Origin of the sequence: Pseudomonas sp. VE 267-6A, from assembly GCF_024126555.1 — a bacterium.
Taxonomy (GTDB): Bacteria; Pseudomonadota; Gammaproteobacteria; order Pseudomonadales; family Pseudomonadaceae; genus Aquipseudomonas; species Aquipseudomonas palmensis.
Map to the genome: position 1 here is coordinate 256,075 of NZ_JAMYBY010000006.1, position 12,034 is coordinate 268,108.

Annotated in this window: 12 protein-coding genes; 6 read left to right on the plus strand and 6 right to left on the minus strand. The window is 63.9% G+C overall.

Annotated elements, in window-relative coordinates:
* Positions 1–89: 89 nt before the first annotated feature.
* Positions 90–1,271 carry a porin gene (locus NJH59_RS09160; RefSeq protein WP_043860154.1) on the minus strand — a complete coding sequence of 394 codons (1,182 nt, stop codon included), beginning with the start codon at positions 1,269–1,271 and terminating at the stop codon, positions 90–92.
* A 337-nt stretch (positions 1,272–1,608) separates the two neighbouring features.
* On the opposite strand from NJH59_RS09160, the gene NJH59_RS09165 reads away from it, so the two are divergent.
* Together NJH59_RS09165 and NJH59_RS09170 are read left to right on the plus strand one after the other, a co-directional pair.
* Entirely contained in the window at positions 1,609–2,679 is a 1,071-nt protein-coding gene (locus tag NJH59_RS09165) for an enoyl-CoA hydratase/isomerase family protein (protein ID WP_196932242.1), read from the plus strand.
* A 16-nt stretch (positions 2,680–2,695) separates the two neighbouring features.
* Positions 2,696–3,847 (plus strand): acyl-CoA dehydrogenase family protein, encoded by a 1,152-nt coding sequence (locus NJH59_RS09170; protein ID WP_116054022.1) that lies wholly within the window; start codon positions 2,696–2,698, stop codon positions 3,845–3,847.
* A 66-nt stretch (positions 3,848–3,913) separates the two neighbouring features.
* Here the strand turns inward: NJH59_RS09170 and NJH59_RS09175 are convergent, their stop codons facing one another.
* From NJH59_RS09175 to pedF, 3 genes are read right to left on the minus strand one after another with little or no spacing between them, the layout of a single operon-like run.
* Positions 3,914–4,840 (minus strand): quinoprotein relay system zinc metallohydrolase 1, encoded by a 927-nt coding sequence (locus tag NJH59_RS09175; RefSeq protein ID WP_253086686.1) that lies wholly within the window; start codon positions 4,838–4,840, stop codon positions 3,914–3,916.
* A gap of 8 nt (positions 4,841–4,848) precedes the next feature.
* Entirely contained in the window at positions 4,849–5,604 is a 756-nt protein-coding gene (locus NJH59_RS09180; protein WP_043860158.1) for a quinoprotein dehydrogenase-associated SoxYZ-like carrier, read from the minus strand.
* A 3-nt stretch (positions 5,605–5,607) separates the two neighbouring features.
* Positions 5,608–6,045 carry a cytochrome c-550 PedF gene (gene pedF / locus NJH59_RS09185; RefSeq protein ID WP_043860159.1) on the minus strand — a complete coding sequence of 146 codons (438 nt, stop codon included), beginning with the start codon at positions 6,043–6,045 and terminating at the stop codon, positions 5,608–5,610.
* A gap of 315 nt (positions 6,046–6,360) precedes the next feature.
* On the opposite strand from pedF, the gene exaA reads away from it, so the two are divergent.
* The gene (gene exaA / locus NJH59_RS09190; protein ID WP_231390602.1) at positions 6,361–8,190 is read left to right on the plus strand and encodes a quinoprotein ethanol dehydrogenase; all 1,830 of its coding nucleotides are present in this window, start codon (positions 6,361–6,363) and stop codon (positions 8,188–8,190) included.
* A 102-nt stretch (positions 8,191–8,292) separates the two neighbouring features.
* Positions 8,293–8,943 (plus strand): pentapeptide repeat-containing protein, encoded by a 651-nt coding sequence (locus NJH59_RS09195; protein WP_043860161.1) that lies wholly within the window; start codon positions 8,293–8,295, stop codon positions 8,941–8,943.
* A 17-nt stretch (positions 8,944–8,960) separates the two neighbouring features.
* Here NJH59_RS09195 and NJH59_RS09200 read toward each other — a convergent pair whose 3' ends face one another.
* A complete protein-coding gene (locus NJH59_RS09200) occupies positions 8,961–9,605 on the minus strand; it encodes a response regulator transcription factor (protein ID WP_043860162.1) in 645 nt (214 codons plus the stop codon).
* A gap of 156 nt (positions 9,606–9,761) precedes the next feature.
* On the opposite strand from NJH59_RS09200, the gene NJH59_RS09205 reads away from it, so the two are divergent.
* Entirely contained in the window at positions 9,762–10,298 is a 537-nt protein-coding gene (locus tag NJH59_RS09205; protein ID WP_253086687.1) for a PQQ-dependent catabolism-associated CXXCW motif protein, read from the plus strand.
* 45 nt (positions 10,299–10,343) lie between these two features.
* Entirely contained in the window at positions 10,344–11,009 is a 666-nt protein-coding gene (locus NJH59_RS09210) for a response regulator transcription factor (RefSeq protein WP_043860164.1), read from the plus strand.
* On the opposite strand, the gene NJH59_RS09215 is transcribed toward NJH59_RS09210, so the two are convergent.
* Positions 11,010–11,813, minus strand: coding sequence for a hypothetical protein (locus NJH59_RS09215; RefSeq protein WP_253086688.1), 804 nt, complete (start codon positions 11,811–11,813; stop codon positions 11,010–11,012).
* Positions 11,814–12,034: the final 221 nt, after the last annotated feature.

Sequence of the window (12,034 nt, forward strand, 5' to 3'; positions counted from 1 at the left end):
GAACGCCGGCGCCCACAGGTTTGCCACTGACGTGAAGGACAGAGGCATCGCTGTGGGCGCCGGCTTGCCAGCGAAGGGGGCGACGCGGTTTACCAGGTCAGCACGGCACCCAGGGCCAGCGTATCGGTGTCTTCGTTCTGGCTGCTGCCCTCATGCCCGCGGATTTCGAACTGGTTGTATTCGGCTACCAGGGTGAGGTTGGCATTGATGTCGCGGAACAGCGCGATGCCGCGGGTCTCGTAGTCGGCGCCGGTGTTGACCGCGCCGTTGCCGTCGTCCTTGGTCTTGCCGTACGACAACGCCAGGCGGTTCTTGCCGAACTTGTACGAGCCCTGCATCAGGTAGCCCTTGCTGTCGACCTCGCGCAAGGTGGCTTCCCCGGCGTTGTTGGTGAAGAACGGGTTGATGCCCTTGGCGGTGAAGCCGGAACCGGTCAGCGAGAAGGCGCCCATCTTGGCCTGTACGCCATAGCCCAGGCCCTTGGAGGTCACCGAGTCGACGTTGTGGTCGGTGTTGTCCGAGGTCTGGTAGCCACCGTTGATCCAGCTGTAGATCTTGGCGCCCCCCAGGTCGAACTGGTAGGTGATCTCGCTCTCGGTGCGCGGATTCTTCTGGTAGGCCTTGCCCACCGCGCTGTCATCGTTGGTATCGACCGGGTCCATGATGCCCACGGCGATGCGCAGGCCATCCATCACCGGGGTGCGGTAGGTGATCTGCGCAGTGGGGAACGGGTACGGGTAGCCGGTGCCGATGTTGCCGAACGATACGCCGCCACCGTCCACCAGTCCGAGGGTGTCACTGACCTGGCCATAGCCGGCCAGCAACTCGTCGAGCAGGATGTTGGAACGGGCGAACAGGCCGAAGTCCTTGCCGATCAGTACTTCGCCCCACTCCGAATTGGTCACGGTGCCGTAGAACTGACGCACGTCGATGGCCGTGTCGGTGCCGTTGGTTTCACTGTCGTTGATGGTGACCCAGAACGAAGCGCGCCCGCCCAGCTTGAGGTCGTCGATCTGACGGGTCATGTTGAAACCCAGGTAGTTGGGCAGAAAGCCCATCTTGACCCGGGACTGGCGACGGTCGAACTGCTCGCCGTCACGGTCGACCTTGCTGTTGACGTAGAAGGCGTTGATGTAGCCGTCGGTGGAAAAGGTCGTGTCGTCCTTGTCGTACAGCATGATCTCGGCCTGGGCCAGCGGGGTCAGGCCCAGCGCGGCAAGGCTCGCCACCAAGGGCAGGAAACGTGTATGGGCATTCTTATTGTTGTGCATGACGCTCTCCGCAAACGGGTGGACGGTTGTCGGAGGCGATTATCGAAAAGCGGCGCCGCGCGCCCTACGCTGCCTTGGGGGCAAGGCGCTGCTGCTTTGGCGAGGCGCGAGGTGCCAGGCACCGGGGAACTAATCCTGTGTCCGCCAGTGTCACAAGGCTAAAGTGCCAGCACCCGCTCCGGATGGCCGAGGCCACCATGCAAAAATGCAGACAGGCACTGCAGTTTTGTCGATTGTAATGGGCAAAATTGCACTGTTACGATCCGACGATCCTTGAATTCATCTCCACGGCGCGACAAATCATGTGGAAAATCAATAACAAAGCAGGGAGACAGCGATGACCGCGCAAGCGCATTCCCCGGTCGATACCAACGTACTGGCTACTGTACGCAACCATGTAGGCCATCTGACCCTCAACCGCCCCGCCGGCCTCAACGCCCTGACCTTGCCGATGGTGCGTCAGCTGCAGCAGCAGCTCGACGCCTGGGCCGTCGACCCGCAGGTTCACGCAGTGGTACTGCGTGGCGAAGGCCCCAAGGGTTTCTGCGCCGGCGGCGACATCCGTTCGCTGCATGACAGCTTCAAGGCAGGCGACAGCCTGCACCGCGACTTCTTCGTGGAGGAGTACGCGCTGGACCTGTGCATTCATCACTACCGCAAGCCCATCGTTGCCCTGATGGACGGCTTTACCCTGGGCGGCGGCATGGGCCTGGCCCAGGGCGCGGAGCTGCGTGTGGTCACCGAGCGCAGCCGCCTGGCCATGCCCGAAACCGGCATCGGCTACTTTCCGGACGTGGGCGGCAGCTATTTCCTGTCGCGCATCCCCGGTGAACTGGGCACCTACCTGGGGGTGAGCGGCGTGCAGATCCAGGCGGCCGACGCGCTGTACTGCGGGCTGGCCGACTGGCACGTCGACAGCGCCAGCCTGAGCACCCTGGATGAACGCCTGAACACGCTCAAGTGGAGCGAACACCCGCTCAAGGACCTGCAGGGCGTGCTGGCCAGGCTGGGCACCCAGGCCCTGGACAACCCTCCCCTGGCTGCGCTGCGCCCGGCCATCGACCACTTCTTCGCGTTGCCCGATGTGGCCAGCATCATCGAGCAACTGCGTGCCGTGACCGTCGGCGACAGCCACGAATGGGCACTCAAGACCGCCGACCTGCTGGCCACGCGCTCGCCCCTGGCGATGGCGGTGACCCTGGAGATGCTGCGTCGCGGGCGCCACCTGAGCCTGGAGGACTGCTTTGCGATGGAGCTGCACCTGGACCGGCAATGGTTCGAGCACGGCGACCTGATCGAAGGTGTACGCGCGCTGATCATCGACAAGGACAAGCAGCCTCGCTGGAACCCCGCCACCGTCGCCGAGCTTTCACGCTCGCGGGTGGATCAATTCTTCGAAGGCCTGTGAGGGCCGGAGTACGCACATGCAAGACCTGGAACTGACTGAAGAACAGATCATGATCCGCGACATGGCGCGCGACTTCGCCCGTAACGAGATCGCCCCGCATGCTCAGGCCTGGGAAAAGGCCGGCTGGATCGACGATGGCGTGGTGGCCAGGATGGGTGAGCTGGGCTTGCTGGGCATGGTGGTGCCCGAGCAATGGGGCGGCAGCTACACCGACTACGTGGCCTATGCACTGGCGGTGGAAGAGATTGCCGCCGGCGATGGCGCCACCGGGGCGTTGATGAGCATCCACAACTCGGTGGGCTGCGGCCCCCTGCTCGCCTATGGTAGCGAGCTGCAGCAGCAGACCTGGCTGGAGCGTCTGGCCACCGGCCAGGTGATCGGCTGCTTCTGCCTTACCGAACCCCAGGCCGGCTCCGAGGCGCACAACCTGCGCACCCGTGCCGAGCGCGTGGGTGATGAGTGGGTGATCAACGGGTCCAAGCAGTTCGTCAGCAATGCGCGGCGCGCGGGCCTGGCGATCGTGTTTGCGGTGACCGACCCGGAGCTGGGCAAGAAAGGGCTGTCGGCGTTTCTGGTGCCGACCGACAACGAAGGTTTCGTGGTCGATCGCAGCGAACACAAGATGGGCATTCGCGCCTCCGACACCTGTGCGGTGACCTTGAACAACTGCCGTGTGCCGGCAGCCAACCTGCTGGGCGAGCGTGGCAAGGGCCTGGCGATCGCGCTGTCCAACCTTGAGGGTGGGCGTATCGGGATTGCGGCTCAGGCGCTGGGCATTGCGCGTGCGGCGTTCGAGGCGGCGCTGGTGTATTCGCGTGACCGCATCCAGTTCGGCAAGCCGATCAACGAGCACCAGAGTGTGGCCAACCTGCTGGCCGACATGCAGGTGCAACTCAATGCGGCGCGGTTGTTGATACTGCATGCGGCGCGTTTGCGCAGTGCGGGCAAGCCGTGTTTGAGCGAGGCTTCGCAGGCCAAGCTGTTTGCTTCGGAGATGGCCGAACGGGTGTGTTCCAAGGCCATCCAGGTGCATGGTGGGTATGGTTACCTGGAAGACTACCCCGTGGAGCGATACTACCGCGATGCGCGGATCACGCAGATCTATGAGGGCTCGAGCGAGATTCAGCGCATGCTGATTGCGCGGGAGTTGAAGCACTATCCGTTGTAAAGGCGCGGTTTGATGTGAGCCGGGCCACCATGGCCTGTCAGCCTTGTTGGCCCGGCCCCAGACCTTCTAGCGATCCACCCGTTTGAGCACCTGCCGCTCATACTGCGGGTACAGATGGCTCACGCTGCGAATGAGCTCGTACTGACTCAACGCTATGCCCGCAAACCGCTGGGGTATCGGCGTGGCAATCACCTCGGTCATGTCCAGCCCCTGCGCCGCACTCTCACGCATCACCTTGTCCAGCCACCCCAGGTAATCAACCATCTGCGCAAACGGCGCACGGTCCGTGGCCAGCGGGCCGTGCCCCGGCACCAGCACCTTCCACGGCAGCGCCTCGAGCCGCTGCAGATCCTGTAGCCACACCGCCAGGCCAGGGGTGTTGGGCGTGGTCAGCGCACGCTGGTAGAACAACAGATCGCCGGCAAACAACACTCCGGTCTTTTCATCGAACACCGCCAGGTCGGCACCGCTGTGACCGGTCAAGGCCAGCAGCCGCAACCGGTGCGAACCGAACGCACGCTCACCCGCCGCCACCGGTTGGTCGGGCAGGCGCACCTGGGTGCCACGCATCCAGTCACCCACCATGCGGTACATGTTCTCGGCCAGGCCATCCCCCTGCTCCTCCAGCAACTGCGTGGTACCAGGCAGTGCACCGACAGGCACACCGGCAAAGGCCTGGCTGCCCAGTGCGTGATCGGGGTGGTGATGGGTCAGCAGCACCTGCACCACCGGCTGGTCGGTGACGCTTTCGATGGCTTTGCGCAAGGCCTGCCCATAGCGCAGCGACGGACCGCTGTCGATCACCACCACGCCAGCCTCGGTGACGATGAAACCGGTGTTGACGATGTTGCCGCCGTTGGTTCGGGAGAAGTGCTCGGTGCTGCCCTCCAGCACATAGGTGTCGGCCGCGATCTGGCGCGGCGCCAGGTGATAGTCTAGGTCGGCCAGGCTCGGCAGGCTGACACACGCCAGCAACAGCAACAGTGCTCGCATCACGGTCCTCACTCGATGGCAGCGTCGAACTGGTTGCCGTTGTTGTCACGCAGCACCAGGCGGGTAGCCCCCTGGTTGAGCAGGTCGAAGCCCAGGCTGGGGTTCTCGCTCACGGCAGGAAACAGTTCGAGGGTGGCCAGCGACTGGCCCTGGGCATCGAACAGCTCGGCGTGTTCGATGAAGAATTCGGGGATGCCGCCAGTCAGGCCGTTATCCATCGGATGCGACACGTCCAGGCGCACGCGGCTGAAGGCTTCGCGCGGGTAGCGTGCACCCAGTACCTGGCCCAGACGCTCTTCCCAGCCGGGCTGGCTGCGTACCACGCTGGGCGCCGTGCAGCCACCGCCGGCGGCATCGATCAGGCTCGAACCGATGTGCCAGGTACCGTCATCGGTCAGCACGGCCGCCCGCAGCGGGGTGGCCTGCTCGATGCGTATGCGCACAGCCAGCCACGGCAGAACCTGCGGGCCGGGATGGAAATCGACGACCCGCGGTATCGGGTTGAGTTCGGCCCACACGAGTATGCGCTGCACCTTGCCCGGCAACGCCCGGGCATCGACCTGCAACGGCACCTGTCGGGCGTCCTCGGCGAATGGCGGGGCAATCACCCGCACGCGCTCATCAAAGACGTAGGGCTCATCCTGGAGCCACTGTTTGCGATAGAACTCCCACATCACCGACGGCACCGGATCGGCACCCGGCTGTATTGCACAGGCCGGGCCGGCCAGCAGCAACGCGGCCAACAGCAACGGTACCCGGCGCATGGCCTATTCCTCGATGTGCACGCTGTCAAGGTAGGTACGCACCGCCCACAACGCTTCCTGGCTCAGGTAGTCGGCCATCTTGGGCATGTACACGCGCCCGTCACGCACCGCGCCGTTGCGTACCCGCTCCACGAACCATTCATCGCCCGCCTCGCCCTCGTCCAGCAGGCGCAGGTCGGGGGCGATGCCACCGGACTTGGCTTCCAGGCCGTGGCAGGCCGCGCAGTTCTGGTTGTAGGCCGAGGCGCCGATGGACACTGCCTCGTCATGGTTGGGGCCGTTGCGGTAGGGGTTGGTTTCACGCCACTCGTCACCGAGTTTTTCCAGGGTGCCGGTGTTGACCGCCGACGGGGTCACGTTGCCATGGGCGAACACCGCCCCGGTACTCATCAGGCCGGCCATCAGCACGGCGCTCATCCAGGCGTTTTTCACTGTTGTCATTGTTCTGCCCTCGACTGCTTTGTCTGTACGGTTTGCACGCAGGCACCTCGCGATGCCGGGGTGCTGCCGGGCATCTTAGAAAGCGCACTCCAGCGCCCCCATGCTGCTTTGGTGGTCGCGTGCTACTCCCTTGGTAGTAGGGCTTGTGGGGCAGTGCCAAATCATGCGCCGACTGGGACATTTTCCCGCTCAGGGCGGGAGTTTTTCCGTATCTGCGCAGGCGGCGACGATCCAGTCTAGGCAGGCACAAAACCTCCATTGGGAACACCCACTATGACAATAAGATCGTTACCCGCCGCGCTTTCCCCACTGTCCATGGCTGTGCAGGCCGTCCTGCTGGTCTCGAGCCTGGCCCTGGCACCGGCGGCCAACGCCAAGCCGGTGACCTGGGAAGACATCGCCAACGACCACCTCAACACCCAGAACGTGCTGCAGTACGGCATGGGCACCAATGCCCAGCGCTGGAGCCCGCTGGCCATGGTCAACGACAAGAACGTGTTCAAGCTGACCCCGGCCTGGTCGTACTCCTTCGGTGACGAAAAGCAACGCGGCCAGGAATCCCAGGCGATCATCAACGACGGCGTGATCTACGTCACCGGCTCCTACTCGCGGGTGTTCGCCCTGGATGCCAAGACCGGCAAGCGTCTGTGGACCTACAACCATCGCCTGCCGGACAACATTCGTCCGTGCTGTGACGTGGTCAACCGTGGCGCTGCCATCTTCGGCGACAAGATCTACTTCGGGACCCTCGATGCCCGCGTGATCGCGCTGAACAAAGACACCGGCAAGGTGGTATGGAACAAGAAATTCGGCGATCACAGCGCCGGCTACACCATGACCGGCGCCCCGACCCTGATCAAGGATCAGAAGAGCGGCAAGGTGCTGCTGATTCACGGCAGCTCCGGTGACGAATTCGGCGTGGTCGGCCAGCTGTATGCCCGCGACCCGGAAACCGGTGAAGAAGTGTGGATGCGTCCGTTCGTCGAAGGCCACATGGGCCGCCTGAACGGCAAGGACAGCACCCCTACCGGCGACGTCAAGGCCCCGTCCTGGCCGGACGATCCGACCACCGAGACCGGCAAGGTCGAATCCTGGAGCCACGGTGGCGGCGCCCCATGGCAAAGCGCAAGCTTCGACCCCGAAACCAACACCATCATCGTCGGCGCCGGCAACCCTGGCCCGTGGAACACCTGGGCACGTACCTCCAAGGACGGCAACCCGCACGACTTCGACAGCCTGTACACCTCGGGCCAGGTCGGCGTCGACCCGACCACCGGTGAGGTCAAGTGGTTCTACCAGCACACCCCGAACGATGCCTGGGACTTCTCGGGCAACAACGAACTGGTGCTGTTCGACTACAAGGACAAGGACGGCAAGCAGTACAAGGCCACCGCGCACGCTGACCGCAACGGCTTCTTCTATGTGGTGGACCGCACCAACGGCAAGCTGAAAAACGCCTTCCCGTTCGTGGACAACATCACCTGGGCCAGCCACATCGATCTCAAGACCGGTCGCCCGGTCGAAAACGAAGGCCAGCGCCCGGCCAAGCCATTGCCAGGCGAAACCAAGGGCAAGCCGGTGGAAGTCTCGCCACCGTTCCTGGGCGGCAAGAACTGGAACCCGATGGCCTACAGCCAGGACACCGGCCTGTTCTACGTACCGGCCAACCACTGGAAAGAGGAATACTGGACCGAAGAGGTCAACTACAAGAAAGGGTCGGCCTACCTGGGCATGGGCTTCCGCATCAAGCGCATGTACGAGGACCACGTAGGTTCGCTGCGTGCGATGGACCCGACCACCGGCAAGGTGGTGTGGGAGCACAACGAGCGCCTGCCGCTGTGGGCCGGCGTGCTGGCCACCAAGGGCAACCTGGTGTTCACCGGCACCGGCGACGGCTACTTCAAGGCCTTCAACGCCAAGACCGGCGAAGAGCTGTGGAAATTCCAGACCGGCAGCGGCATCGTTTCGCCACCGATCACCTGGGAACAGGATGGCGAGCAGTACATCGGCGTGACCGTCGGCTACGGCGGTGCAGTACCGCTGTGGGGTGGCGACATGGCCGAGCTGACCAAGCCGGTGGCACAGGGTGGATCGTTCTGGGTGTTCAAGATCCCGGCCTGGGATACCAAGACCGCCAAGCGTTGATCTGAGCGTTTTCGCGGGTCAAGTTCGCCACCACAAGGGATCACCAAACCTGTGGGAGCGGGCTTGACCCGCGTCTGCTTTCAAACTGCCAAGGAGATTCCCATGAAGTATCTGCCCCTAGTGCTCGCCGTCGCCCTGTCCCCGGCTTTTGCTGCCGACGACGAACTGGAACCACAGCCGCTGAAGATCAACGGCTGCATCATCCAGCCTGAAAGCCAGTGCCCCGGCGCCAACCTGCAGAACGCCGACCTGAACAACCAGGACATGCGCAAGATGAACCTGGCCGGTGCCGACCTGCGTGGCGCCAACCTGCGTCACGCCAAGCTCGACCTGGCCAACCTGGAGAAAGCCAACCTGCAAGGCGCCAACCTCACCCGTGCCAGCCTGCAGCAAACCAACCTGCGCGTGGCCAACTTCACCGATGCCACGCTGATCGCGGTCCAGGCCTGGGGCATGTACGCCCAGGGCGCCAACTTCAATGGTGCCAACCTCAGCGCCGCCTACCTGGAGTTTGCCCGCCTGTCCGGCGCCAAGCTGCACAATACCAACCTGCAAGCCGCCGACCTGGAAATGACCTGGCTGAGCAGGGCCGACCTTGTGGGTGCGAACCTGGCCGATGCCAACCTGCAGGAAGCCAAGTTCGGTGAAAGCAACCTGGAGAAAGCCGACCTGCGCGGCACTCGCCAGCACTACGCCAACTTCCAGGACAGCAACATGGAAGGCTGCCAGGGTTGCCCGAGCACCTGGGACTAGGTGCCTGCGTACACAGCCTACGCCGCTATACGCAGCAGGCCGGCTTCGATTGCCAGGTGCACCAGTTCGGCATGGGAGCTGACCTGCAGCTTGCTCTTGAGCAAGGTCAGGTAGTTGGAGACGGTCTTGGCGCTGATGCACAGCTGCTGGGCTATCAACCGGGTTGGGGTGCCCTTGGCCAGCATCAGGAAGATTTCGATCTCGCGCTGGGTCAGCCCCTGCAGCCGAGCATTGCCGCCACCCTGCCCCGGGTGCGGCTGGCAGGCCAGCTGGGTGGCCAGCGGTTGCTCGATGTAGGCATGCCCCGCCAGTACCCGGCGCACGGCTTCAAGCACCACCGCCGGCGCTGCCGCCTTGGACAGAAACCCGCAGGCCCCCGCGTCCAGTGCCTGGCGAACCAGGCCCAGCTCGGTGTGTTCGCTGAAAAACAGCACGCGCAGTTGCGGCAGGCGCTGACGCAGGCGCCGGGTGGTTTCCAGGCCGCTGATGCCGGGCAGGTCGAAGTCCATGATCACCAGGCCGGGCAGTTCCTCCTGCACCTGCTGCAGGGCCTCTTCGCCGCTGCCGGCCTCGCGAACTGGCAGGCCATTGAGCCCTTCGCCCAGAAAGTGGGCCAGGCCCAGGCGGATCATCGGGTGGTCGTCGACCAGCAAGATGCCCATCGCGCAGTACTCCTGTAGTGGCTATACCCCATGCTAGAGCCGCTGGCGAGCACGGCCGCTACTACTTTGGTACTGCCCGCGCTGTCGATGGTCGCATTCACAAAGCGCCAGTACTGGCCTGTAATACCAGGCATAACAAAAACGAGACTGCCGACCATGCTGCTGCGTGCCTTGTTCGCTTCTGCCTGCCTGACCCTGGCGCTGCCCGCCAGCGCCGACACGGCGCTGTTCACTGCCGACGGCTACCGCGCCACCCTGTACCGCAGCCCTACCCCCGATAAGGCGCCGCCGGCGCAGACCCTCGATACCGCGCAGCTGCAGGCTCTGCTGCAACAGCAGCCCCCGCCGTTGCTGATCGACGTGTACAAGCGCCCCTGGCTGCATGGCCGGTTCATCGACAGCGAGCCGCATGCCAACCTCCCCCACAGCCACTGGCTGGCCAACACCGGCGATGGCCAGCTGGACGACGCCTGGGCCCGCTATTTCAGCCGCCACCTGCAACGCCTGAGCCATGGCGACAAGCAGCGCGCCATCGTCTTCTACTGTCGCTCCGATTGCTGGCTGAGCTGGAATGCGGTCAAGCGCGCCGATGCACTGGGCTACACGCGGCTGTACTGGTACCGTGATGGCCTGGATGCCTGGGAGAATGCCGGGCTGCCGGTACACCCCGCGACACCCGAAGCGTTCCCCTGACTACTGTCTGCCTAGCGGTCAACCACAACAATAAGGTGCAAAGCCATGTACAAGATTCTGATCGCCGACGACCACCCGCTGTTTCGCGAAGCGATCCACAACGTCATCACTGACGGCTTCCCTGGCAGCGAGGTCATGGAAACCGCCGACCTGGACAGCGCCCTGAGCCTGACCGGCCAGCATGACGACCTGGACCTGATCCTGCTGGACCTGAACATGCCCGGCATGCATGGCCTTGGCGGGCTGATCAACCTGCGCAACGAGGCGCCGACGATCCCGGTGGTGATCGTCTCGGCCGAGCAGGACAAGCAGGTGGTGCTGCAGGCAATCACCTATGGCGCGGTGGGGTTCATCACCAAGTCGTCGCCGCGCTCGCAGATGACCGATGCCATCGAGCAGATCCTCAACGGCAACGTGTACCTGCCGCCCGACATCATCCGCACGCAAAAAAGCACCGGCCGGCGCAACCAGAGCGAGCATGCAGGCTTTGCCCCGGAGCTGCTGCAGGCGCTCACCCGCAAGCAGTTGCTGGTGCTCGAGCGCATGACCAAGGGGGAGTCGAACAAGCAGATCGCCTACAACCTGGATATCGCCGAGACCACGGTCAAGGCCCATGTCTCGGCGATTCTGCGCAAGCTCAACGTGCACAACCGGGTGCAGGCGATTCTCAGTGCCGGCGATATCGACTTTACCGCCTATCTGCGGCGCTGATCAGCCGGCGCCGGGCAGCGCGAGGGTCTTGCCGCTGCCCACAGGCCCCATCGACAACAGGGTTTCGGCCAGGGTCATGGGAACGATCATGTCCTTGGCGTTCTGCGCCTTGTAGTTGATGTCGGCATCGATGTGCTGTTGCACCTGCGCCGCATAGTCAGCCGGATACTGAGCCTTCTCGATTGCCGGCAGGCTGTTGTAGTGAGCCTGCACTTGCTTGAAGAAGTCCGTCATGCGGCCGGTGGTGTTGTATTCCTGTTGCGCCTTGTCGCTGACCTCGCGACGCCATGCCTGCTCCTGGCGGGTGGACTCCTCGAACGCGGCGCGCCGTTCGTTGACCGTGAAGGTGCCGCTGTCATCGTAGGTGATCAGCGCCAGCTGCTCGCGCGACAGGCCGGCGAACGGGTTTTCAACGGTCTTGCTGCCCACGGTCAGCGTCGCGTTCACGAACGCAGTGGCCTGTTCGGCCCGGGCCAGCAGCTCGGGGTCATCGGTGGCCGGTACTTCCTTGTCGTGGGCGGCCTTGTTGGCCGAATACGCAGCGCCGGTAATCTTGTCGAGCAGCGACCTGGCCAACGCACCGAGTGCCGAATGGCTCAGGCCGGTATCGCGCTCGCTGGCACGGGTGGCACTTGCGGCCAGTTGACGGGCCAGGTTGGAGACACTGCTGGTGTCCTGGCCGGCGTAGGCATTCAGGGCCCTGGCGCTGCTGTTGTTGCCATGGTTGATGCCAAGGCTGGTAGGGAGGGGGCTTGCACCGGTGGTGCGAGTGGTAATGGCCGATGTGTAGTCGTTCACATGCATCGGGAGACTCCATGTGGTGGTATGCACGTCTGTGCGGCGTGCGCTGACAACGCTCCGGTGCCAGCAATCGGGCGCAAGCCTAACGCCATTTGCCGGTTGCATCCAGTTGCGCGCCTGAAGTAAGCTCGGGCAATCAACTGGAGCACAGCATGTCGTCTATTTCCCTCACTCAAGCACTGCACACAGGTCGCGTATCGCACCTGGCGGCTGTGCCTGCGTGC

Excerpts from the sequence above, each read along its gene's own strand:
- NJH59_RS09160 (WP_043860154.1), bottom strand. The coding sequence starts at position 1,271 with ATGCACAACAATAAGAATGCCCATACACGTTTCCTGCCCTTGGTGGCG.
- NJH59_RS09165 (WP_196932242.1), top strand. The coding sequence starts at position 1,609 with ATGACCGCGCAAGCGCATTCCCCGGTCGATACCAACGTACTGGCTACT.
- NJH59_RS09170 (WP_116054022.1), top strand. The coding sequence starts at position 2,696 with ATGCAAGACCTGGAACTGACTGAAGAACAGATCATGATCCGCGACATG.
- NJH59_RS09175 (WP_253086686.1), bottom strand. The coding sequence starts at position 4,840 with ATGCGAGCACTGTTGCTGTTGCTGGCGTGTGTCAGCCTGCCGAGCCTG.
- NJH59_RS09180 (WP_043860158.1), bottom strand. The coding sequence starts at position 5,604 with ATGCGCCGGGTACCGTTGCTGTTGGCCGCGTTGCTGCTGGCCGGCCCG.
- pedF (WP_043860159.1), bottom strand. The coding sequence starts at position 6,045 with ATGACAACAGTGAAAAACGCCTGGATGAGCGCCGTGCTGATGGCCGGC.
- exaA (WP_231390602.1), top strand. The coding sequence starts at position 6,361 with ATGGCTGTGCAGGCCGTCCTGCTGGTCTCGAGCCTGGCCCTGGCACCG.
- NJH59_RS09195 (WP_043860161.1), top strand. The coding sequence starts at position 8,293 with ATGAAGTATCTGCCCCTAGTGCTCGCCGTCGCCCTGTCCCCGGCTTTT.
- NJH59_RS09200 (WP_043860162.1), bottom strand. The coding sequence starts at position 9,605 with ATGGGCATCTTGCTGGTCGACGACCACCCGATGATCCGCCTGGGCCTG.
- NJH59_RS09205 (WP_253086687.1), top strand. The coding sequence starts at position 9,762 with ATGCTGCTGCGTGCCTTGTTCGCTTCTGCCTGCCTGACCCTGGCGCTG.
- NJH59_RS09210 (WP_043860164.1), top strand. The coding sequence starts at position 10,344 with ATGTACAAGATTCTGATCGCCGACGACCACCCGCTGTTTCGCGAAGCG.
- NJH59_RS09215 (WP_253086688.1), bottom strand. The coding sequence starts at position 11,813 with ATGCATGTGAACGACTACACATCGGCCATTACCACTCGCACCACCGGT.